The 23,128-nt window shown below is 58.7% G+C and carries 19 protein-coding genes and 1 pseudogene; 14 read left to right on the top strand and 6 right to left on the bottom strand.

Annotation, left to right across the window (positions count from 1 at the left end):
• The first annotated feature begins 93 nt into the window (after nt 1-93).
• From atzF to F3J26_RS22770, 9 genes are all read left to right on the top strand, one after another.
• Complete coding sequence (gene atzF, locus F3J26_RS06860) at nt 94-1,890, top strand: allophanate hydrolase (protein WP_166992609.1); 1,797 nt, start codon at nt 94-96, stop codon at nt 1,888-1,890.
• Nucleotides 1,891-1,901: 11 nt separating this feature from the next.
• Nucleotides 1,902-5,522 (top strand): urea carboxylase, encoded by a 3,621-nt coding sequence (gene uca / locus F3J26_RS06855; protein WP_166992607.1) that lies wholly within the window; start codon nt 1,902-1,904, stop codon nt 5,520-5,522.
• A 4-nt stretch (nt 5,523-5,526) separates the two neighbouring features.
• Complete coding sequence (locus F3J26_RS06850; RefSeq protein ID WP_008459051.1) at nt 5,527-6,207, top strand: GntR family transcriptional regulator; 681 nt, start codon at nt 5,527-5,529, stop codon at nt 6,205-6,207.
• Between the two features lie 32 nt (nt 6,208-6,239).
• Nucleotides 6,240-7,511, top strand: coding sequence for an urea ABC transporter substrate-binding protein (gene urtA / locus F3J26_RS06845; RefSeq protein ID WP_166992605.1), 1,272 nt, complete (start codon nt 6,240-6,242; stop codon nt 7,509-7,511).
• A 184-nt stretch (nt 7,512-7,695) separates the two neighbouring features.
• A complete protein-coding gene (gene urtB, locus F3J26_RS06840; RefSeq protein ID WP_166992603.1) occupies nt 7,696-9,267 on the top strand; it encodes an urea ABC transporter permease subunit UrtB in 1,572 nt (523 codons plus the stop codon).
• On the top strand, nt 9,267-10,340 hold the full coding sequence (gene urtC, locus F3J26_RS06835; protein WP_166992600.1) for an urea ABC transporter permease subunit UrtC: 1,074 nt from the start codon (nt 9,267-9,269) through the stop codon (nt 10,338-10,340). The genes urtB and urtC overlap by 1 nt, the downstream gene beginning before the upstream one ends.
• Nucleotides 10,340-11,137 (top strand): urea ABC transporter ATP-binding protein UrtD, encoded by a 798-nt coding sequence (gene urtD / locus F3J26_RS06830; RefSeq protein WP_166992988.1) that lies wholly within the window; start codon nt 10,340-10,342, stop codon nt 11,135-11,137. The genes urtC and urtD overlap by 1 nt, the downstream gene beginning before the upstream one ends.
• A gap of 9 nt (nt 11,138-11,146) precedes the next feature.
• Nucleotides 11,147-11,845 carry an urea ABC transporter ATP-binding subunit UrtE gene (gene urtE, locus F3J26_RS06825; RefSeq protein ID WP_008459042.1) on the top strand — a complete coding sequence of 233 codons (699 nt, stop codon included), beginning with the start codon at nt 11,147-11,149 and terminating at the stop codon, nt 11,843-11,845.
• Between the two features lie 94 nt (nt 11,846-11,939).
• Entirely contained in the window at nt 11,940-13,118 is a 1,179-nt protein-coding gene (locus F3J26_RS22770) for a GNAT family N-acetyltransferase (RefSeq protein ID WP_166992597.1), read from the top strand.
• A 14-nt stretch (nt 13,119-13,132) separates the two neighbouring features.
• Here the strand turns inward: F3J26_RS22770 and F3J26_RS06815 are convergent, their stop codons facing one another.
• Nucleotides 13,133-14,344, bottom strand: a complete 1,212-nt coding sequence (locus F3J26_RS06815; RefSeq protein WP_166992594.1) for an MFS transporter — start codon at nt 14,342-14,344, stop codon at nt 13,133-13,135.
• 199 nt (nt 14,345-14,543) lie between these two features.
• Here F3J26_RS06815 and eamA point away from each other — a divergent pair, with 199 nt between their 5' ends.
• Entirely contained in the window at nt 14,544-15,446 is a 903-nt protein-coding gene (eamA, locus tag F3J26_RS06810) for an O-acetylserine/cysteine exporter (RefSeq protein WP_166992591.1), read from the top strand.
• 43 nt (nt 15,447-15,489) lie between these two features.
• Here the strand turns inward: eamA and marB are convergent, their stop codons facing one another.
• The 3 genes from marB to marR are packed head-to-tail and all read right to left on the bottom strand — an operon-like array spanning nt 15,490 to nt 16,588.
• A complete protein-coding gene (gene marB / locus F3J26_RS06805; RefSeq protein ID WP_008459034.1) occupies nt 15,490-15,702 on the bottom strand; it encodes a multiple antibiotic resistance regulatory protein MarB in 213 nt (70 codons plus the stop codon).
• A gap of 38 nt (nt 15,703-15,740) precedes the next feature.
• Nucleotides 15,741-16,133, bottom strand: coding sequence for an MDR efflux pump AcrAB transcriptional activator MarA (gene marA / locus F3J26_RS06800; RefSeq protein WP_008459033.1), 393 nt, complete (start codon nt 16,131-16,133; stop codon nt 15,741-15,743).
• 20 nt (nt 16,134-16,153) lie between these two features.
• Nucleotides 16,154-16,588 carry a multiple antibiotic resistance transcriptional regulator MarR gene (gene marR, locus F3J26_RS06795; protein ID WP_008459031.1) on the bottom strand — a complete coding sequence of 145 codons (435 nt, stop codon included), beginning with the start codon at nt 16,586-16,588 and terminating at the stop codon, nt 16,154-16,156.
• Nucleotides 16,589-16,774: 186 nt separating this feature from the next.
• Between marR and F3J26_RS06790 the strand changes: the two are divergent.
• Nucleotides 16,775-17,443: pseudogene (locus F3J26_RS06790) on the top strand (MarC family NAAT transporter).
• Nucleotides 17,444-17,489: 46 nt separating this feature from the next.
• Here F3J26_RS06790 and F3J26_RS06785 read toward each other — a convergent pair.
• Entirely contained in the window at nt 17,490-18,689 is a 1,200-nt protein-coding gene (locus F3J26_RS06785; protein WP_166992588.1) for a sugar transporter, read from the bottom strand.
• A 196-nt stretch (nt 18,690-18,885) separates the two neighbouring features.
• Here F3J26_RS06785 and F3J26_RS06780 point away from each other — a divergent pair, with 196 nt between their 5' ends.
• Together F3J26_RS06780 and F3J26_RS06775 are read left to right on the top strand one after the other, a co-directional pair.
• Nucleotides 18,886-19,677, top strand: a complete 792-nt coding sequence (locus tag F3J26_RS06780; RefSeq protein WP_166992585.1) for a PhzF family phenazine biosynthesis isomerase — start codon at nt 18,886-18,888, stop codon at nt 19,675-19,677.
• Between the two features lie 122 nt (nt 19,678-19,799).
• Nucleotides 19,800-20,636 (top strand): SDR family oxidoreductase, encoded by an 837-nt coding sequence (locus F3J26_RS06775; protein ID WP_166992582.1) that lies wholly within the window; start codon nt 19,800-19,802, stop codon nt 20,634-20,636.
• On the opposite strand, the gene ptrR is transcribed toward F3J26_RS06775, so the two are convergent.
• Nucleotides 20,637-21,506, bottom strand: coding sequence for a putrescine utilization regulator PtrR (ptrR, locus tag F3J26_RS06770; protein ID WP_008459022.1), 870 nt, complete (start codon nt 21,504-21,506; stop codon nt 20,637-20,639).
• A 101-nt stretch (nt 21,507-21,607) separates the two neighbouring features.
• Here ptrR and sad point away from each other — a divergent pair, with 101 nt between their 5' ends.
• Nucleotides 21,608-22,999, top strand: coding sequence for a succinate-semialdehyde dehydrogenase (gene sad / locus F3J26_RS06765; RefSeq protein WP_166992580.1), 1,392 nt, complete (start codon nt 21,608-21,610; stop codon nt 22,997-22,999).
• Nucleotides 23,000-23,128 lie beyond the last annotated feature (129 nt).

Genomic DNA, 23,128 nt, shown 5'->3' with positions numbered 1-23,128 from the left:
AATATGAAGTCATTGATAATAAACAAGTAATATAATCTGGCATCGTAATTGCTTTATCTATTCCATCTTGTATACCAGGTGGGATGCCAGCTTATGTCAGTCGCTTTATTGTCGCAGTGGGTAGCCGATTACCAGCCTCAGCCGGAAAGGTTGTCAGACGCTTATCAGCAATTAATGGCCAATGTTTCACGCCAGGATAATGCGTGGATTTATATCGCCAGCGAACAGCAAATTAATGAGCAAATAAAGGCTTTATTGCAGGTCATTAAGGCCGGAGACAAAACACCGGCGGATTTCCCCTTATTTGGCGTGCCGTTTGCGGTCAAAGACAATATAGACGTGGCCGGGATGCCAACCAGCGCCGCCTGCCCGGTGTTTACTTATCATCCCTCTGAAGATGCCACGGTGATTGCACGCCTTCGCGCCGCCGGAGCCATTGTGGTGGGCAAAACTAACCTCGATCAGTTTGCGACCGGCCTGGTCGGCACCCGCTCGCCGTATGGCGCGGTGGTGAACAGCTTCAACCCGGACTACGTCAGCGGGGGCTCGAGTTCAGGCTCCGCATCGGTGGTGGCGCGCGGTTTGGTTGGCTTCTCACTGGGAACGGACACCGCAGGCTCCGGGCGCGTACCCGCCGGGTTCAATAACATCGTTGGCTTAAAACCGACCAAAGGCTGGCTATCGACGACGGGCGTAGTTCCGGCCTGCCGCCTCAACGACTGCGTTTCTGTCTTCGCCCACTCGGCGGCGGATGCGGCCCTCGTCGCCAACGTTGCAGGTGGGTACGATCCGCTCGATCCCTACTCCCGAAGCAACCCTCACACCGCCCCGGCTCGCTTTAGCCCGCGCTTGCGCTTTGCCATTCCAGACCGCCTGACCTTCTTCGGCGACAAACTCAGCGAAGAGGCCTTTCAGCTGGCGCTGGACAGGTTAATGGCAATGGGTGCGGAGCTGGTGGCGATAGATTTCAGCGATTTCACCCGGCTGGCCGAGCAGCTGTATAACGGCGCGTGGGTGGCCGAGCGAACCGTTGCGGTGAGAGAGACCCTCGAAAAGCATCCTGACGCCATGGATCCTACCGTACGCGGGATCGTCGCCAGCGGGCTGAGCTTCACGGCCTGCGATGCCTGGCAGGCGGAATATACCCGCGCCGAGCTTGCCCGCCGTATTCAGCGGCAGCTTGCCGCATTTGATGCCCTTGTGGTGCCGACGTCGCCGACGATTCACACGCTGGCTGAAATGCGCGACGAGCCGGTGGCCTATAACTCGCAGTTTGGCACCTACACCAACTTCACCAACCTGGCTGACCTGAGCGCGCTGGCGCTTCCGGCGGGTTTCCGGGCCGATGGTCTGCCAGCAGGAATAACGCTGATCGCACCCGCCTGGCATGATGCCGCGCTCAGCCATTTTGGTGCGCAATGGCAGGCGCGACTTGATCTGCCCGCCGGAGCAACGTTTCAGAAAGTGCCCGACCAACAGACCATGGCACCTGCCAGCAGCTTCGTGCGCGTCGCTGTTGTGGGGGCTCATCTGCGTGGGATGCCGCTTAACCACCAGCTAACCGACCGTAACGCTGTCTTCGTAGAAGCAACCCACACGGCAGAAACCTATCGCCTTTACGCCCTGGCGAATACTAAGCCGCCGAAGCCGGGCCTGGTGCGCGCCGCCGAAGGGCAGCCAATCGCCGTTGAGCTGTGGGATATCCCGCTCGCGCGCTTTGGCGAATTTGTTGCCGAAATTCCCGCCCCGTTGGGGATCGGCACGTTGACCCTGCAGGACGGGCGCAGGGTGAAGGGCTTCATTTGTGAACCGTGCGCGACAGAAGGCGCTACGGACATTACCCCATGGGGCGGCTGGAAAGCCTGGCTTGCTCGTCAACCTGGCGCTTGAGGAGAAGGATTATGTTTAGCAAGGTTTTGATTGCCAACCGCGGTGAAATTGCCTGCCGCGCCATTCGCACGCTGAAGAAAATGCACATCACCAGCGTGGCCGTTTATTCCGATGCGGATGCCAGCGCGCAGCACGTGATTGATGCCGATGAGGCGATAGCGCTCGGCGGAGATAAAGCCAGCGACACTTATCTGAATATCGAAAAAATACTGGCGGCGGCAAAAGAGAGCTGCGCGGAGGCGATTTTCCCCGGTTACGGATTCCTTTCCGAACGCGCGGAATTTGCCGAGGCTTGTGAAGCGGCAGGCGTTGTTTTTATCGGGCCAACGGCGCAGCAAATCAGCGATTTTGGCCTGAAACACCGCGCCCGCGAGCTGGCTTCCGGCGTAGATGTGCCGATGACACCGGGCACCGCGCTGCTGACATCCCTTGCTGAGGCGCAGCTGGCGGCAGCGGAAATCGGCTATCCGGTGATGCTCAAAACCACGGCGGGCGGGGGCGGGATCGGCCTGACCCGCTGCGACAGCGAACCGGCGCTGCTTGAGGCCTGGGAAAGCGTGAAGCGTATGGGAGCGCAGTTTTTCAGCGACGACGGCGTGTTTATCGAACGTTTTGTCGACAAAGCCCGGCACCTGGAAGTACAGATCTTTGGCGATGGCAGAGGCAAGGTGGTTGCCTTGGGGGAGCGTGATTGTTCTCTGCAGCGCCGCAACCAAAAAGTGGTCGAGGAAACGCCCGCTCCAAATCTGCCGCAGAGCACGCGTGAAGCGCTGCACCGTGCCGCCGTGGCGCTGGGTGAATCCGTTGATTACCGCAGTGCGGGAACCGTTGAGTTTATCTACGACGCCGCGCGGGATGCATTTTACTTCCTGGAGGTGAACACGCGCCTGCAGGTTGAACACCCGGTAACCGAATGCGTCACGGGGCTGGATCTGATCGAATGCATGGTGCGGGTGGCGGCAGGCGCGTCGCCGGACTGGCAAAAAATGGCCGAAGCGCCTCAGGGGGCGGCGATTGAAGTCCGCATTTATGCCGAGGACGCGCTGAAAAACTTCCAGCCTTCGCCGGGCGTATTAACCGATGTTTATTTCCCCGAGGGCGTGCGGGTTGACGGCTGGGTCAGCACCGGCAGCGAAGTCAGCGCGTTCTACGATCCGATGATCGCCAAGATCATCGTTCACGGCGATGACCGCCTGCAGGCGTTAAGTAAACTGAACGAGGCGCTGGCCGCTACCCGCCTGCACGGGATCGCCACCAATCTGGATTATCTGCGCCAGATCGTCCGCCTGCCGGAGTTCAAAGCTGGCGTAATGTGGACGCGGCTGCTGGATAGCGTGAGCTATCAGGCGCAGGCCGTGGAAGTGCTTGAACCGGGCACCTGGAGCAGCATTCAGGACAGCCCTGGCCGCCTTGGATATTGGGATATCGGCGTGCCGCCGTCCGGGCCGATGGATGATTTTGCCTTCCGTCTGGCGAACCGTATTGTCGGCAACCATCCGTCGGCCGCCGGGCTGGAATTTACCCTGCAGGGGCCGACGCTGCGCTTCCACAGCGAGGCCATCATCGCGCTGACCGGGGCTCCTTGTCCGGCCACGCTGGATGATCAGCCGGTGACTTTCTGGCAGCCCACAGTAGTGAAAGCCGGGCAGATCCTGACGCTGGGCAAGGCGACCAGCGGGTGTCGTACCTATCTGGCGGTGCGTAACGGCTTTGATGTGCCGGTGTATCTCGGCAGTCGTTCCACTTTTGCCCTTGGTCAGTTTGGCGGCCACGCCGGGCGCACGCTGCGGGTGGCCGATGTGCTGGCTATTTCTCAGCCTTGCCTGCCGGCCTGCACGACGCCGGCGCCGATTAGCCTACCGCAGGCCCCGGAACCGGCGCTGATCCCGCACTATGGCGAGCTGTGGGAGATAGGCGTGCTGTACGGGCCGCACGGCGCACCAGACTTCTTCACGCCGGAGTCGATGGACACCTTTTTCAACGCCGAGTGGCAGGTTCACTACAACTCTAACCGCCTCGGTGTGCGCCTTGTCGGGCCGAAGCCGGAGTGGACCAGGGCCGACGGCGGCGAAGCGGGGCTGCATCCTTCCAACGTGCACGACTGCGAATATGCTATCGGTGCGGTGAACTTTACCGGTGACTTCCCGGTGATCCTGACGCGCGATGGCCCAAGCCTCGGGGGATTTGTCTGCCCGGTGACGATTGCCAAAGCCGAACTGTGGAAAGTCGGGCAGGTGAAGCCGGGCGACCGGATTCGCTTTCACGCCATCAGCTTTGAGCACGCGCAGTCGCTGGAGATTGCCCAGCAGGTGGCGGTGACCAATCTGTGTGCCGGCACAAGCCTGCCGGATCTGCATCCTTCTATTGCGCCAGGCGCGACGACCAGTGCGGCGATTCTGGCGGAAATCCCCGCTCAGGCTGAGCTTCCGGCTGTGGTTTACCGTCAGGCAGGCGACAACTATGTGCTGATTGAATACGGCGATAACGTGCTCGACCTGGCGCTGCGGCTGCGCATTTATCTGCTGATGAAGGCGATTACCCAGGCGGCGCAGGCTGGCATTGAGGAGCTTTCCCCCGGCGTGCGTTCGCTGCAGATCCGCTATGACAGCCAGCGTATTTCCCAGAGCCAGCTGCTCACGCTGCTACTGGGCATTGAACAACAGCTGGGCGATGTGACCCAGCTGAAAATTCCTTCACGCATCGTGCATTTACCGCTGGCCTTCGAAGACAGCGCCACGCTGGCGGCGGTGGAGCGTTATCAGCAAACGGTGCGGGAAGACGCGCCGTGGCTGCCGAACAACGTGGACTTTATTCAGCGCACCAACGGGCTGCAAAGCCGCGACGAGGTGAAGAAGATCCTGTTTGACGCCAGCTATCTGGTGCTCGGCCTGGGAGACGTGTATCTCGGCGCACCTTGCGCCGTGCCGCTCGACCCGCGTCACCGGCTGTTGAGTTCGAAGTACAACCCGGCGCGGACGTGGACGGCAGAAGGCACGGTAGGGATCGGCGGGATGTATATGTGCATCTACGGCATGGATTCGCCGGGGGGCTATCAGCTGGTGGGCCGCACGCTGCCGATCTGGAACAAATTTCTCAAAAACGACCAGTTTGGCGACGAGCCGTGGCTGCTCAAGTTCTTCGATCAGGTGCGTTTCTACCCGGTAAGCGAGGAAGCGTTAACTGCGTTCCGCACGGCGTTCCGGGAAGGGCGTGCGCAGGTTGAGATCGAAGAAGTTGAGTTCGATTTTGCCGAATATAGCCGTTTTCTTGCGGACAACGCCGACGATATTGCCAATTTCCGCAGCCGTCAGCAGGCGGCTTTCCTGAGCGAAGTGGCGCACTGGAAAGAGCAGGAAAGCGCGGCGGTGGAGAGCGCGCTGATGGCGGCGGATCTGCCGGAGGAAGAGCAGGCCGGGCAGCTCGTCAGCGCCGACCTGAACGGCAATATCTGGAAGATTCTGGTTGAGCCGGGGCAAAGCGTGAAGCAGGGCGAGCCGCTGCTCGTCGTTGAGGCGATGAAGATGGAGCTGCTGGTTAGCGCCCCGTGCGACGGCAAGGTGGTGCGGATCCAGTGCCAGCAGGGCCGACCAGTGGGGCCAGGGGATGCGCTGCTGTGGCTGGAGGCGGTGTAGCACTATGCCAAAGCGACCAGAAGCCGTAGCCGAGCGCATCTACCAGCAGCTCAAAAAGGAAATTTTCGACTTCCTGCTGCTGCCGGGGGACCGCTTTAGCGAAAACGAAATTGCGGAGCGCATGAGCGCCAGCCGCACGCCGGTTCGCCAGGCGCTTTATGCCCTGCAGCAGGAAGGCTATGTCGATGTACAGCCCCGCAGCGGCTGGCAGATCCGCGCCGTGGATTTCGATCATCTCGAAGCGCTTTACGATCTGCGTATCGTTCTGGAGCTGGAGGCGGTGAAGCGCCTTTGCCTGCGGGCAGACTCCGTTTTCCCGCTGTCGCTGCAGGCGCTGAAACAGTTCTGGCTGGATGAACCACCGCTGGCTGAGGGAATGAACGTCGCGCCGCACGACGAGGCTTTTCATATGACGCTGGTCTCTGCGGCGGGCAACCCTGAAATGGCGAGGGTTCACCGGGAGATCACCGAAAAAATTCGCATTGTGCGCAGGTTGGACTTTACTCGTCAGCCGCGCGTCAGCGCGACGTATGCCGAGCATGGGCAGATCCTGCTCGCCGTCCGGGACCGTAACCTTGAGGAGGCCCAAACCCGACTACACGACCATATCGCCGCCAGTCAGAAAGAGGTTCGTCAGATAACGCTTCATATGCTGCACCAGGCCCGGCAATTCAAGCTGAGCTAATCACTTATTGTTTCTTCAGGGGAGTCAGACTTATGCAACGTCGTACCTTTGTTAAAGCTTTCGCGCTTTCCGCTTCGTTTGTCAGCTTCGGGTTGGCCTTCGCCGCCCAGGCGGCGGACACCATCAAAGTCGGGATCATGCACTCGCTGTCGGGCACCATGGCTATCTCAGAAACGCCGCTGAAAGACGTGGCGTTAATGACCATCGACGACATTAATGCGAAGGGCGGCGTGCTGGGGAAAAAGCTTGAGCCGGTGGTGGTTGATCCGGCGTCTAACTGGCCGCTGTTCGCTGAAAAAGCCCGCCAGTTGCTGAGCCAGGACAAAGTGGCCGTGGTTTTTGGCTGCTGGACGTCCGTGTCGCGTAAATCCGTGCTGCCGGTCTTTGAGGAGTTGAACGGCCTGCTGTTCTACCCTGTGCAGTACGAAGGGGAAGAGATGTCGCCGAACGTGTTTTATACCGGGGCGGCACCTAACCAGCAGGCGATCCCAGCGGTGGAATACCTGATGAGCGAAGACGGCGGGGCGGCTAAACGCTTCTTCCTGCTGGGCACGGACTACGTTTATCCGCGCACTACCAACAAGATCCTGCGCGCCTTCCTGCACTCTAAGGGCGTCCAGGACAAAGATATCGAAGAGGTCTACACGCCGTTTGGCCATAGCGACTACCAGACCATCGTGGCCAATATCAAAAAATTCTCCGCTGGCGGTAAAACGGCGGTGATCTCCACCATCAATGGCGACTCCAACGTACCGTTCTACAAAGAGCTGGCGAACCAGGGCCTGAAGGCGACCGACGTGCCGGTGGTGGCCTTCTCCGTGGGTGAGGAAGAGCTGCGCGGCATCGACACTAAACCGCTGGTGGGTAACCTCGCGGCCTGGAACTACTTCGAGTCCGTCGATAACCCGACCAACAAACAGTTTGTCAGCGAGTGGAAGGCCTACGCCAAAGCCCACAACCTGCCGAACGCCAATACCGTGGTCACTAACGATCCGATGGAAGCGACTTACGTCGGCATTCATATGTGGGCGCAGGCCGTAGAGAAAGCGGGGACGACTGACGTGGATAAAGTCCGCGCGGCGATGGCCGGACAGACCTTTAAAGCGCCGTCCGGTTTTACCCTGACGATGGACGCCACCAACCACCATCTGCACAAGCCGGTGATGATCGGCGAAATCGAAAGCAACGGCCAGTTCAACGTGGTGTGGCAGACGGATAAGCCGGTGCGCGCCCAGCCGTGGAGCCCGTTTATTCCCGGGAATGATAAGAAATCGGATCTGCCGGTGAAGACTGCCAGCAACTGATGTTCGACCTTCGGCGCATTAACCCTCACCCCGGCCCTCTCCCTGGAAGGGAGAGGGAGAAAGAGGGAAAGCCCTCTCTGAAAAGGAGCTGGGGAAATCTTTTATTCCCTCTCCCCTTTGGGGAGAGGGTTAGGGTGAGGGGCTGGCCGAGGGGCATCAGGGTAAAACCATTCAGGAGAACGCCATGACATTAGCAACACTGGCCCGGCTGCTGCTGGTTGTGGCCGCAATATTGCCGGGACTAGCCGCCGCCGGGGATGCAGAAACGTTTGCGGCGGCAAACCGCACGGCGCAGGCTGACCTGCTGCAAAGCTGGACGCTGGCGCCCGATCCCGCTCGTTTACCGCTGCTCAATGCGCTGCAGCAGGAAACGCTGGTCACCGACGGGCATTCGGCTTTCAACCAGACCGGAGCCGTGCTGACGCCGTTGGGCGACGAAGCCCAGCCGCAGGGCGAAACCAAAAAACTCCGACTGACCAACCGGCTGCGCGTTTTGGTCGCCGGAGCGCTGGCCAGCCATCAATTGATAAGTGACAACGTCACAGCTCGTTTAAACGCCGCGAAAGCTTTGCAGAAAGAGGCGCCGCCGGAGCTGCTACCCGTTTTACAGAAGCGGATGAGCGCAGAAAAAGAGCAAAGCGTGCGTGATGCGCTGATGCTGGCCGCCGCCCGCCTTGAGCTAGCCAGCCCGCAGGCCGCCGTGCGCCTGGAGGCGGTTAAGCTGCTCGGCAAGTCCACCGACCCGGACACGGAAGCGTTACTCAAACCTTTAACCGATGCTGGCGCAGAGACGGATGCCAGCGTGCGGCAGGCCGCCGCTGACGGGCTGCGTCAAATCGAACGCCGCCAGATGCTGGGGGATATTCTCGGCCAGGCGTTTATGGGGCTTTCTCTGGGGTCGATTTTGCTGCTTGCCGCTCTGGGGCTGGCGATCACCTATGGCCTGCTGGGCGTGATCAATATGGCGCACGGCGAAATGCTGATGCTGGGCGCGTACTCGGCGTGGGGCGTTCAGGCTGCTTTCCAGCAGTTTGCCCCGGCATGGCTGGCGCTTTATCCCCTGGTTGCGCTGCCGGTGGCTTTTGCGATCACCGCCGGGATTGGCATGGCGCTTGAACGCACCATTATCCGCCATTTGTATGGCCGCCCGCTGGAAACGCTGCTGGCGACATGGGGTATCAGCCTGATGCTGATTCAGATCGTGCGCATGCTGTTTGGGGCGCAGAACGTGGAAGTGGCTAACCCGGCCTGGCTGTCCGGTGGGCTGCAGGTGCTGCCGAACCTGATCCTGCCGTGGAACCGCCTGGTGGTGCTGGGCTTTGTGCTACTGGTGCTGCTGTTTACCTGGCTGCTGCTGAATAAAACGCGGCTGGGCATGAACGTGCGAGCCGTGACGCAAAACCGCGCGATGGCGGCCTGCTGCGGCGTTTCGACCGGGCGCGTGGATATGCTCGCGTTCGGGCTTGGCTCCGGCATTGCCGGGTTGGGGGGCGTGGCGCTTTCTCAGTTGGGTAACGTCGGCCCCGAGCTCGGCCAGGGCTATATCATCGACTCCTTCCTGGTGGTGGTGCTGGGCGGCGTCGGGCAGCTTGCCGGGAGCGTGGCGGCGGCGTTCGGGTTGGGCATCTTCAACAAGATCCTCGAACCGCAAATCGGCGCGGTGCTGGGCAAAATTTTGATTCTGGTGCTGATTGTACTGTTCATTCAGAAGCGGCCACAGGGGCTGTTTGCGCTCAAAGGGAGGGTCATTGACTGATGAGTATGCCGCTGACTTTAACGCTCGGACGTAAAGCCCCGCGCCTGACTTTGGTGTTGGGGATGCTGCTGGTGGTTTTGCTGCTGACGCTGCCGTTTCTGACGCTGTTGCCTGCCAGTAATCCGTTCAGCTTGTCGACCTACACCCTGACGCTGATCGGCAAAATCCTTTGTTATGCCATCGTCGCGGTGGCACTGGATCTGGTCTGGGGCTATGCCGGGTTGCTTTCCCTCGGGCACGGTCTGTTTTTCGCTCTCGGCGGCTACGCCATGGGCATGTACCTGATGCGCCAGGCCGCCGGTGACGGGCTGCCCGGCTTTATGTCGTTTCTCTCCTGGAACGAGCTGCCGTGGTACTGGTCCGGCACACAGTACTTCGCCTGGGCGCTGCTGCTGGCGATGGCGGCCCCGGGGCTGCTGGCGTTTGTGTTCGGCTATTTCGCCTTTCGCTCAAAGATTAAGGGCGTGTACTTCTCGATCATGACGCAGGCGTTGACCTATGCGGGGATGCTGCTGTTTTTCCGCAATGAAACCGGCTTTGGCGGCAATAACGGGTTTACCGGCTTCACCACTCTACTGGGGATGCCCGTTACAGCGGTCGGGACGCGTATCGGGCTGTTTATCGCTACCGTGCTGCTTTTAGTGGCGAGCATTGGCCTCGGCTTCTGGCTGGCGCGCAGCAAGTTTGGTCGCATTCTGACGGCGGTGCGCGATGCGGAAAACCGCCTGACGTACTGCGGGTACGATCCCCGGGGCTTCAAGCTGCTGGTGTGGACGCTTTCTGCGGTGCTGTGCGGCCTGGCCGGGGCGCTGTACGTGCCGCAGGTGGGCATCATTAACCCGGGCGAAATGTCGCCGACCAACTCTATTGAGGCCGCTATCTGGGTGGCGCTGGGCGGGCGCGGCACGCTGATTGGTCCGGTGCTGGGCGCGGGGCTGGTGAACGGGGCGAAAAGCTACTTCACCATGGCGGTGCCGGAGTACTGGCAGCTGTTCCTTGGCCTGATTTTTATTCTGGTGACGCTGTTTTTACCGCGCGGGGTGATTGGCCTGCTGCGCAAAGGAGAGAAATGATGCAGCCTGCCGAATCTCTGTTTACCCGCCAGTACGCCACGGATCGCTTTCGCGAACAGACCGACCCGGTGCTGGCGCTGGAAAATATCAACGTTAACTTCGATGGGTTTCAGGCGTTAACCAACCTGTCGCTGAATATCGGCGTGGGGGAGCTACGCTGCGTGATTGGGCCGAACGGTGCGGGAAAAACCACGCTGATGGACGTGATCACCGGCAAGACCAAACCCCAAAGCGGCAAGGCCTTTTACGATCAGTCCATCGACCTGATGCGGCTGGAACCCATTGAAATCGCCCGGCGGGGCATTGGCCGTAAATTTCAAAAGCCCACGGTATTCGAGGCGCTGACGGTCTTCGAGAACCTGGAGATCGCCCAGAAAAACGCGAAGTCGGTATGGGCAAGCCTGCGGGCAAAACTCAGCGGCGAACAGCGCGACCGCATTGATGACATGCTGGTGACGCTGCGGCTGACCGGGGAGCGCCATCGCCGGGCCGGGCTGTTGTCCCACGGGCAAAAGCAGTTCCTCGAGATCGGCATGTTACTGGTCCAGGAGCCGCATTTGCTGCTGCTGGACGAGCCTGCGGCGGGCATGACCGATGCCGAAACCGAATACACGGCGGAGCTGTTTCGCAGCCTGGCGGGGAAACATTCGCTGATGGTGGTTGAGCACGATATGGGTTTTGTGGAAACCATTGCCGACCACGTTACCGTGCTGCATCAGGGGCAGGTGCTGGCGGAAGGTTCCCTGCGCGAAGTGCAGGCGAATGAGCAGGTTATTGAGGTCTACCTTGGCCGTTAAGGAGCAAATATGCTGCAGGTGAATGAGCTTAACCAGTATTACGGCGGCAGCCATATTCTGCGCGGCGTCAGTTTTGAGGTACGCGTGGGGGAAGTGACCTGCCTGCTCGGGCGTAACGGCGTGGGGAAAACCACGCTGCTGAAAAGCCTGATGGGGCTGGTGCCGGTGAAAGGCGGCAGCGTTAGCTGGCAGGGGAAAACCATCACCCAGCGTAAACCACACCAGCGTGTTCAGGCCGGTATTGCCTACGTGCCGCAGGGGCGGGAAATCTTTCCGCGGCTGACGGTGGAAGAAAACCTGCTGATGGGGCTGTCGCGCTTTTCCGGGCGCGAGGCAAAGGCCGTCCCGGACGAGATTTACCAGCTCTTTCCGGTACTAAAAGAGATGAAGCTCAGGCGGGGCGGCGATCTCTCCGGCGGGCAGCAGCAACAGCTGGCGATTGGCCGCGCCCTGGCCTGTAAGCCACAGCTGCTGATTCTGGATGAACCGACGGAAGGGATCCAGCCGTCGATCATCAAAGAGATCGGCCAGGTGATTCGCCACCTCGCCGGGCGCGGGGATATGGCAATTCTGCTGGTGGAACAGTTTTACGATTTTGCCGCAGAGCTTGCGGACCAGTATCTGGTGATGTCGCGCGGGGAGATAGTCCAGCGCGGGCACGGCAGCGCCATGGAACAGGAAGGCGTCCGGGGGCTGGTGGCGATATAAGTGGTCTGCCAAAAAACACCGATTGTGGTACTTTTGGCTGAACCTCTGTGCGCCTATAGTTTTCGACATTCACCATCGAATTCCAGAGGTTAGCATGTCTTTTACCGTCAACAGTTTCCAACAGCCGATTGGCTTATCTCTTCCTGACTGGCAGCGCCGCCCGCTGCCGGAACGCGTCACGTTAAACGGACAGTTTTGCCGCCTCGAGCCATTAAGTGCGGCTCGGCACGGGGCGCAGCTTTGGCAGGCCTGGGGGCAGGCTGAAGATGCGCGAGGCTGGACTTATCACAGCGTTGGGCCGTTCGATACCGAAGCCGACTTTATGCAGTACATTGCCGGGGCAGAAACAAGCGCCGATCCTTTTCATTTTGCCGTGGTGGATACCGCCAGCGGCCAGGCGCTGGGCACGCTGTCGCTGATGCGCCTTGACCCGGCGAACGGCAGTATTGAAGTCGGCTTTGTGGTGTTTTCGCCGTTGCTGCAGCGTACCGCTCTGGCCACGGAAGCCCACTTTTTGCTGATGAAGTATGCGTTTGAAACGCTGGGCTACCGCCGCTATGAGTGGAAGTGCGACAGCCTGAACGGGCCATCTCGCCGCGCGGCGCTGCGTCTGGGCTTCCGTTTTGAAGGCGTGTTCCGTCAGATGGGCATCTACAAAGGGCGTACCCGCGATACGGCGTGGTTCTCTATCACCGATAGCGAGTGGCCGCTGGTGAAAAGCGCGTTTGAACGCTGGCTTGCCGCGGACAATATGCCTCACGGCGTACAGCGTGTTGGGTTGGCGGCTATTCGCGACGCACTTAGCCGGCAGAAAAGTGAACCCGCTCGGCAGGTGAATGTCCGCCTGCTAACGGCGGGCGACCGGGCACAGTGGCAGGCGCTCTGGCAGGGCTATCTGACCTTTTATGATGCCCAAATAAGTGACAGTGTCACCGATTTGACCTGGGAACGTATGCTGGATGCGCAGGAGCCGCTGTGGGGATTCGGGGCTTTTGACGACCAGGGAACTATGCTTGGTTTCACCCACTTCCTCTATCACCGCAGTACCTGGTCAGCAACCAACTACTGCTACCTGGAGGATCTGTTTGCGACGCCGCAGGCGAGGGGCAAAGGCGTTGGTCGGGCGCTGATTGAAGCGGTACGTCAGCATGCTGCAACCAACAACAGTTCGCGCCTGTACTGGCATACCCATGAAACCAACGCCACTGCGCAGACGCTGTATGACAAAGTGGCGAAGAAATCCGGCTTTATCAAATACGAAAAAGACGTGTAATCACGAGCGCCTCGTCAGGCCGTTATGGGCTGGCGGGGCGGCGTATTCATGCCGATCACGATGGCGTAGTAAGCCAGTACAATTGTCGCCATCAGCACCACGAACAGCATGTAAGGCGGCAGCCAGCTCAACAACAGCCCGGTGACCAGCGGGTTGCAGGCTCCACCAAGCCAGCCGAGCTGCTGGGCGGCAAAGTAGCTTGATTTCAGCCCCGACGGCGCGATGTTGTCGACAAGCATGTATTCCCCGGGCGCGTAGATCAGCTCCCCAATGGTAAACACCAGCGAAGACAAGCCCCACAGCCACAGGTTAGTGCCAGAAATCATAAAGCCGCCGAGGCCGCAGACGAAAAACAGCGTGCCGTAGAACATCATCTTTTTGATGTTATCGGGGCGAATGTTTTTGCCAAGGAAGTACTGGAAAGCGACAACCACAATGGCGTTGACCGACAGCACGACGCTGACCACCTTTTCCGCCAGCCCGGTATCGCCGATAACAATCGCATATTGCGACAGGCAGCCGGCGAACGCGCCGTAAACCATCGAGCCTAAAAATGCCGAGGTCGTGAACCACATCAGCTGTTTGTCGCGCAGCATCATGCGCGGCGATGGCAGCACCTTGTCTTCCACTTCAGTAGCGCGGCTGCTCACCGGCTGGCTTTGTACGTAACGGGCAATCATCAGAATCGGCAGCAAGGCGGTCATGGCGGAGAGCCAGAACGGCAGATTGGTGCTGTACATCACTACGCAGGTGCCTATCGGCGGGCCAACCGTCCAGCCAACGTTGACGAAGGTGTAGTTGAGGGAGAAGATTTTGGGCTTCAGGCTGATGTCCAGCGTTTCGGAAAACCAGGCTTTCACCACCACGGAGAACACGGTGTAAGAGCAGTTGATAATCGAGTAAAACAGCACCACCAGCCCGGCGTTGTGTACCAGCGGGATAACCGCAAAACCGCCGAGGAAGATGACGATAGCCAGCAGCATCGCTTTTTTCTTATCAAATTTATCCGCAAGGATGCCAAACCACAGGCTGAAGATCACCCCGGCCACCAGCGCGACGGTAATCGCCAGGCCGATATCCGTCAGCGCCATCTGGTATTCGCGCGAAAGATAAATGGTCATAAATGGCAGCGTCAGACCCCGCCCGATAGTCAGCAGCAGCGAAGAAATAAGTAACACAGTTGTTGCAAGTTGTTTGCCTGCAAACAGATTTCTGAGGGCGGTCATGGCGGCCTGTTTTAGTCATCGTGAGGTAAGAGAACAAGAAAGATTTATCACGAAAAATCAGCCTGGTATAGCAACCAGATCTGACATAAGCACGATACATCACATCTGTACTCCTGACAAAAAGTGGGATCTGTATCTATTTACTCAGGGGGATAAGGTTTATTTTTTTACAAATCGATAATAAATACAGGGCGGGACAATGACGCGTAAAGATGGATTGCTGGCGTTGCTGGTGGTAGTGATTTGGGGCGTGAATTTTGTGGTGATTAAGCTGGGGCTGCACAATATGCCGCCGCTGATGCTGGCGGGGCTGCGCTTTTTGCTGGTGGCGTTTCCGGCGCTGCTGTTTGTGGCCCGGCCAAAGCTGCCGTTCCGGCTGCTGGCGGGCTATGCGCTGACCATCAGCTTCGGACAGTTTGCCTTCCTGTTTACCGCGATCAAGTTTGGTATGCCCGCCGGGCTGGCTTCACTGGTGCTGCAGTCTCAGGCGTTTTTCACCATTATTCTGGGAACGTTTTTCTTTGGCGAGCGGCTGCAGGCTAAGCAGCTGGCCGGGATCACCCTGGCGGTCTTCGGCGTGCTGGTGCTGATTAAGGGCAGTTTCGAAGGCCAGCACGTCGCGCTGCTCGGCTTTATGCTGACGCTGGCGGCGGGCATGAGCTGGGCGTTCGGCAATATCTTTAACAAGATGATCATGCAGCATGAACAGCGCCCGGCGATCATGTCGCTGATTGTCTGGAGTGCGCTGATCCCGGTGCTGCCGTTTTTTGCGGCAAGCTGGCTGCTGGATGGCCCGGCAACGATGCTGCAAAGCCTGGTGAACATCGATACAACGACCATTCTGTCGCTGATCTACCTGGCGTTTATCTCTACCATTGTGGGCTACGGGATCTGGGGCACGCTGCTGGGGCGCTACGAAACCTGGCGCGTAGCGCCGCTGTCGCTGCTGGTGCCTGTGGTGGGTATGGCCAGCGCGGCGTTGCTGCTCGGTGAAAAGCTGACGGTAATGCAGTTGCTGGGCGCGATGCTGATTATGGGCGGGCTGTATATCAACGTCTTTGGTCTGCGTTTTGGCCGGTCGGTGAAGCGGGCCTCATCCTGATATTCGCGGCACCCGCCCAGCATCGGGCGGGTCAGCCTTTATCTTACGAACGCGAATGACCGTGGTAGTACGGGGAGCCCAGCTCTTCTGAACGTTCAGCCGCCGTTTGCTGCGGGCCTTTAGACAGTTGACTGCCGGAGCAGGTGATCATGTTGCCGTAGTTGGCCTGGGTGGCGTTGAAGCTGCCGGACTGCTCCGCAAGAGCGTTGGTTGATGCCAGCGCCAGAAGGAGCGCGGCTGCGGAGATGACTTTCATATTTCCTCGGTTACGTCTGTAAAACGGACGGTGATGCGTTAGTTACACAAACTGCAATACTGGTTGTACGGGTGCAGATATTTGCCTTCGCCAGCGAGACGGGTTACGCGGTACTTGTGTGGCGGCACCGAGAAGTAGTTCTTGAAGGTGCGGGTTAACGTCTGCTGCGATTCAAAACCGTAGCGCTCGGCCAGATAAAGGATCGGTTCGTTGCTCTCTTTAAGCTTCAGGGCGATTTCGGTCAGCTTACGGTTGCGGATGTACTGGCCCATTGAGTGGCCGGTTTCTTTTTTAAACATCCGCTGCAGATGCCACTTGGAGTAGCCTGAGCGCTGAGAAACCTTCTCCAGCGAGAGCGGGGTTTCCAGGTTCTCTTCAATCCACCCCAAAATGCTTTGAATTGTGACCGCATCATTGTTGCGTCTGGACATCGTTTCACCTCTTTGCAGGTTTACGGCAATACCTTTTTCAACAGGCGATAAAGCGTATCGACTTCGTCGTCCGTAAGGTTTTTAGTGAGTTCTTTATGGAGGCTAAGCCCCACCAGGTTTCGGCATTCTTCACACAGCGCCACGCCTTCCGGCGTCAGCCTGATCAGAACGCCGCGCTTATCGTTGGGGTTCGGCAAACGCTCGACCCAGCCTTTGCACAGCAGGCGGTCCAGCATTCGGGTTAACGCACCGAGGTCAACGGAAAGCACTTTTTTCAGCTCGACTGGGGTAATACACACTTCATAGTGAATGGAGCACAGCACCTTAAACTGGGTCGCGGTGATATCCAGCGGGGAGAGAGAATCGTTTAACAGGCGATCTTTATGCTGATTCACCATGTGGATCAATCGCCCGAGGGGGATCATTTCGTTAAACAGATCACAGGTGCTTTTCACTATGTTTGCCCAGGCAAGTAGATTAGTCACGGCAGATACTATTGCCGAGGCAAGTATAAGTCAACGTGATGATTCAGCCGATGCCACGAAAAGCTAAAACGCTTCAACAGCGGTCAGTAAACTGCGGGCTGCTATAGTCTAACCTGCGCTATAGCTGTTCAATAAAGGACAAAAAAGGATAAAAATATGATGGATTTACTCAGGGCTATCGGCCTTGGCCTTGTGGTACTGCTGCCGCTGGCGAACCCGCTCACCACCGTGGCACTGTTCCTTGGGCTTTCCGGGGACATGAACAGCCGGCAGCGCAATCGCACGGCGCTCATAGCTTCGGTGAATGTGTTCGCCATCATGATGGTGGCGTATTACGCCGGGCAGGTGGTGATGAACACCTTCGGGATTTCGATTCCCGGGCTGCGTATTGCCGGGGGCTTGATCGTCGCCTTTATCGGCTTCCGTATGCTGTTCCCGCAGCAGAAAGCACATGAATCCCCGGAGGCGAGAAGCAAGTCGGAAGAGTTAAGCGAAGAGCCGTAAGCCAATATCGCTTTTGTGCCGCTGGCGATGCCGAGCACGGCAGGGCCGGGCACCATCGCGATGATTATCAGCTCCGCGTCTACGGTGCGGGCGGGCTCTGACTTCCCGAGCTGGGTCATTACCGTTGCGCCACCGCTGATTTTCCTGGCCGTAGGCGTGATTCTTTGGGCCAGCCTGCGAAGCTCCGGTGCGATTATGCGTCTGGTGGGTAAAAGCGGCATTGAAGCGATTTCCCGCCTGATGGGCTTCCTGCTGGTATGTATGGGCGTGCAGTTTATTATTAACGGCGTGCTGGAAATTATTAAAACTTATCCCGCCTGATTTGAGCGTGATGGAAAAAAATGCCCTCGTGATGAGGGCATTTTTATTACTGCGTAGGCTGGGGCCGCTCTTCCAGCGCCACCGGCCAGCGGCGGAACACCAGAATGGACCAGACCAGCGCGATAAGCGCCGGAATCGCGCCGATAAAGCCGATATCTGACATGGAAATATGCAGGCTGACCTGGTTCCCCACCAGCGCGCCCGCGCCAATGCCGATATTAAAGATCCCGGAGAACAGCGACATCGCCACGTCGGTGGCATCCGGCGCCAGGGCCAGGACTTTAACCTGCATCCCCAGGGCCACGATCATAATTGAAATGCCCCAGAACAGGCTGAGCCCGGCAAGGGTGAGTTCGCTTTGCGCGGCTGGCAACAGAAGGACCAGACAAGCGGCCATCAGCGCAATCGCGCCGGACACCAGCCCCGAAGCGTATTTATTCCCCCATTTGCCAAACAGCACGCTGCCGATGATGCCCGCGCCGCCAAACAGCAGTAAAAGCAGGGTGGCGAAGTTAGCGCTAAGCCCGGCAATTTGCTGGACGAAAGGTTCGATATAGCTGTAGGCGGTGTAATGCGCGGTGACCACCACCGCGATTAAGGCATAGATATTGACCAGCGCCGGGCGGCGGAACAGTTTGGGCACGCTCGACAGCGAGCCAGAATGCTCGCTCGGCAGTTTGGGCAGCAGTTTCATCAGGCAAAACAGCGTGATGGCCGCCACGACGCCAATGACGAAGAAGGTGGTACGCCAGCCGAAATACTGCCCGACGATACGCCCGATCGGCAAGCCCAGCACCATTGCCAGCGCCGTGCCGGTGGCGAGCAGGCTTAACGCCTGCGCTTTTTTGCCCGCCGGAGCCATGCGAATGGCCAGGGAAGCGGTAATCGACCAGAAAATGGCGTGGGCGAAAGCAATCCCAATGCGGCTGATGACCAGCACGGTAAAGTTCCAGGCGAGGAACGACAGCACGTGGCTGGCAATAAACAGCAGGAAAATGCTAATCAGCAGGCGGCGACGTTCAACCTGGCTGGTCATCAGCATAAAGGGCAGCGACATCAGGGCCACCACCCAGGCGTAGATAGTCAGCATGATCCCGACCTGCGCGGTTTCCATGCCAAAGCTTTGCGCAATGTCGGACAGCAGGCCGACGGGCACAAATTCGGTGGTGTTAAAAATAAAGGCGGCGACGGCGAGAGTGACGACCCGCAGCCACGCCGTTTTACGCGAAACGGTAGCAATTGTCATAAGGGAATATGCAGGTAAATAAGGGGTAGGAATGGGGCGATCATAAAACCATCAGATCGACGACACAACCCATTTTGTGATTTATGTCTCATTTGGGGCCGGCGCCTGGGTACGGTAGAAAAAAAACAGCACAGTTCGGGCGAGTATGTCATGGTAGAGGTGAAGAAAATAACAATGAAAAGCAGGAGTAACGCCAATGCAAGCAATTGACTTTTATATGGTAGACGCCTTCGCAGACGCAACGTTTGGCGGCAACGCGGCGGCGGTTTGCCCGCTCAGCGAATGGCTGCCGGATGAAACGCTGCTGAAAATGTCGCAGCAGCATAATCAGTCGGAAACGGCTTTTTTTGTGACCACGGATGAGGGCTTTGAGCTGCGTTGGTTCACCACCCAGGGGGAGATCAACCTTTGCGGGCACGCTACGCTGGCGGCCTCCCACGTTATTTTCGAGCATCTGGATTACCCGGAGGCGACGATCCGTTTCAGCACGCGTTTTGTTGGCCCGCTGACCGTGACGCGTAGCGGTGAGTGGCTGACGCTGGATTTCCCGGCCTGGGAAACGCAGCCGATTGCGCCGCTGCCCGAGCTACTGGCCACGCTGGGTATTAGCGAGTGTAAAGAGATGCGCGTCGGGCGTGATTATATGGTGGTGCTGGAAAGTCAGGCGCAGGTTGAGGCGATTCAGCCCGATATCAGCGCCATGATCCCGCTGGAGAAAATGGTCTGTATTACCGCCGCAGGCGAAAGCGAGTATGACTTTGTCAGCCGCTTCTTTTGCCCGGGAGAATCGGTGCCGGAAGATCCCGTCACCGGCTCCGCTCACAGCATGCTGATCCCTTACTGGGCGGATAAGCTGAATAAAACCCATCTGCTGGCGCGGCAGGTCTCTTACCGCGGCGGGGATCTGCGCTGCCAGTACAAGGGCGACCGGGTGTTGATTGGCGGCAAGGCTGTGACCTATCTGGTGGGGAAAGTGCTGCTGCGTTAACTTGCCGGGCAAAATTCCCCGGAATTAATGAATGCAGTTCATAAAGGCTAGCACGTCGGAGGCGATTATTGATGAATCCGGCCGTGCTAGCCTTATTGCATTCCATTATTCAGGAGAAAAACATGCCTTCTTCCCAGGACGTTATTGTTGTTATCGGCAGCGGATCGATTGCTCAGGCGATTGCCCGCCGCGTCGGCACCGGTAAACATATTTTGCTGGCCGATATCACGCCGGAAAATAGCCAGACCGCGCAGCAAACGTTGCAGCAGGCGGGTTTCCGGGTCAGCACCACCGTGGTTGATGTTCGCTCGCGGGAATCGATTCAAAATCTCGTGAGTCTGGCTTGTGGCCACGGAGAAGTGAAGGGCGTGATCCACACCGCCGGGCTTTCACCTTCCCAGGCTATCGCTCAGGATATTCTCCGGGTCGATCTTTACGGTACGGCAGTGGTGTTTGAGGCGTTTGGAAAGGTTATTGGCGCGGGAGGTTCCGGGGTGGTGATTGGCTCGCAGTCCAGCCACCGGCTGGATGTGGACGCGCTGAGGCAGGCCGAGGCCGACGAGCTGGCAACGCTGCCGCCGGAACAGCTGCTGGAATTACCGCGAGTCAAAGCCATTGACGACAGCCTGTATGCCTACCAGGTGTCAAAACGGGGCAATGCGCTGCGGGTGATGGCCGAGGCGGTAAAATGGGGGCGGCGAGGCGCGAGAATCAACTGCATCAGTGCCGGGATCGTGTATACCCCATTGGCCTATGACGAACTGAACAGTGTCGAACGCGGGGAGTTCTACCGAAACATGCTGGCGAAATCCCCGGCGGGAAGAGGCGGCACGCCGGACGAAATTGGCGCCCTGGCTGAGTTTCTCTTTGGCCCGAACGGCACCTATATCAGCGGGAGCGATATCCTGATCGACGGCGGGGTGACCGCCGCTTATAAGTATGGGGATCTCAAGGCTTAGTTAAGGCACCTGCGAAGGCAATTCCAGCAGCGAGATAAAAGCATCCAGCTGGCGGGTTTTGGCGTCTCTGCGCCACAGCAGCCAGGTATCAAGATAGCGCTTATCCTCCGGCAGCGGCCAGGTGCTCACCTGATGGCTGCCCGGCATACTCTCCAGCATACTCCGTGGCATCAGCGCCAGCCCCGCGCCGGCAATCACGCAGGCCAGCATCCCGTGATAAGACTCCATTTCGTGGATCTTGCCCGGCATAGCCTGGCTGTCGTGAAACCAGCTCTCAAAGTGACGGCGATAGGAGCAGTTGGCCCGGAAAGCGTAAATACTCTCGCCGTTCACGTCGGCCCCGCTGAGAATAGGGGCATGATCGGCGGGCGCGACGACGGTCATCTCTTCGCGATACACCGCCAGGCCCTCAAGGGACGGATGCAGCACCGGGCCGTCAACAAAGGCGGCGGCGAGGCGGCCTTCGAGCACGCCGTCAATCTGGTCGCCTGAAGGCCCGGTGGTGAGAGAAAGGTGGATTTTCGGGTAACGCTGGTTAAAGTTTGCCAGTACGCCAGGTATGCGCACCGCCGCCGTACTTTCTAACGAACCCAGCGCCAGCGGGCCCTGAGGTTCATCGCCGGACACCACCATGCGTGCTTCATCCACCAGCGCCAGAATACGCTTGCTGTAGGCCAGGAAGCTGTGGCCGGACGGGGAGAGCTTCAGGCGCTGGTTCTCGCGAATAAACAGCGCCACGCCTAAATCGGCCTCGAGCTGCTTGATGCGGGTCGTGAGGTTCGACGGGACGCGGTGTACCTGCTGCGCGGCGGCGCTGATGCTGCCGGTTTCAGCGACGGCGTTAAACATTTCCAGCTGAGTGAGGTCCATGGCTTTCTCAAATCGTGAAGGGTTTGCTTAGTATTATTCATTTTTAAACTTTGTGCCTCAAGGCTACTGTTAACATCTCATTCACCTGTCGAGGCACCACCATGCAATCAGTAACCGGGCAAACCCACGCCATTTCACGCAATCCCGCTACCGGTGAGCGCATTGCGGTTTATCCTTTTGAGAACGCCGCCGAGATTGATGCCGCGCTGGCCCGTAACCAGCAGGCTTTTAACACCTGGCGCGTTACCCCGCTTAACGAACGTGCGCAAAAGCTGCGTGATTTGGGCGCGGCGGTGCGTAAACACGGCGAAGCAATGGCACAAATGATTACCGCCGAGATGGGCAAGCCTATTTTGCAGGCGCGCGCTGAAGTGGCGAAGTCCGCTAACCTTTGCGACTGGTATGCCGAGCACGGCCCGGCCATGCTGGGGGCGGAAGCGACTCAGGTTGAACACAATAAGGCGGTGATTGAATACCGTCCGCTGGGGCCGATCCTGGCGGTAATGCCGTGGAACTTCCCGCTGTGGCAGGTGCTGCGTGGGGCGGTGCCGATTCTGCTGGCCGGTAACAGCTATATTCTGAAACATGCGCCAAACGTGATGGGCTGCGCAGAACTCATTCGCCAGATGTTTGTTGACGCGGGCTTTGTGCCTTCGCTGTTCGAACTGCTTAATGTGACGCCGGAAGGGGTCAGCCAGGCGATTAACGACCCGCGTGTGGCTGCCGTCACCGTGACCGGTAGCGGTAGAGCAGGTGCCGCGATTGGTGCCCAGGCAGGTGCCGCACTGAAAAAATGCGTGCTGGAGCTGGGCGGGTCCGATCCGTTTGTCGTGCTGAATGATGCCGATCTCGACGAAGCCGTGAAGGCCGCCGTGGCAGGGCGCTTCCAGAATACCGGGCAGGTTTGTGCCGCCGCGAAACGCTTTATCGTTGAAGAGGGAATTGCCGCTGCCTTTACCGACCGCTTTATTGCCGAGCTGAAAAACTATGAGGTTGGTACGCCGCAGGAAGAAGCTAATCGCATTGGGCCGATGGCACGCTACGATCTGCGTGATGAACTGCATGAGCAAGTGACAATGTCACTTAAGCAGGGCGCAAAACTGCTGATCGGCGGGGATAAACTGCCTGGCGAGGGCAACTACTATGCGCCGACCGTGCTCACTAATGTCACGCCAGAGATGACCGCGTTCCGCCAGGAGCTGTTTGGCCCGGTGGCCGCGATTACCGTCGCCCGCGACAGCGAACATGCCCTTGAGCTGGCAAACGACAGCGATTATGGCCTGTCCGCGACGGTTTATACCGCGAATGAACAGCTGGCGCTGGAGATGGCGGCACGCCTCGAATGCGGCGGGGTGTTTATCAACGGCTATAGCGCCAGCGATCCGCGCGTGGCGTTTGGCGGGGTGAAAAAGAGCGGGTTTGGCCGCGAGCTTTCCCATTTCGGGCTGCATGAGTTCTGTAATATTCAGACCGTGTGGAAAGACAGGCGCTAGCTTAGCCCGCCTGACGTCGGTTTGCCGGGGAGGAATAATGCTTGTTTTCTCCGGTAAGGGCAGACGTTATGCTGGTTTGTGCCCGCGCAATCAGTAAAAAGTAAGGCCGCCTTGAAGGTGGCCTTGTTT

Source organism: Enterobacter sp. Ap-867, from assembly GCF_011752855.1.
Classification (GTDB): Bacteria; Pseudomonadota; Gammaproteobacteria; order Enterobacterales; family Enterobacteriaceae; genus Cedecea.
The sequence above is the reverse complement of the archived record's forward strand: the minus strand, read 5'-3'. Positions and strand labels throughout refer to the sequence as shown.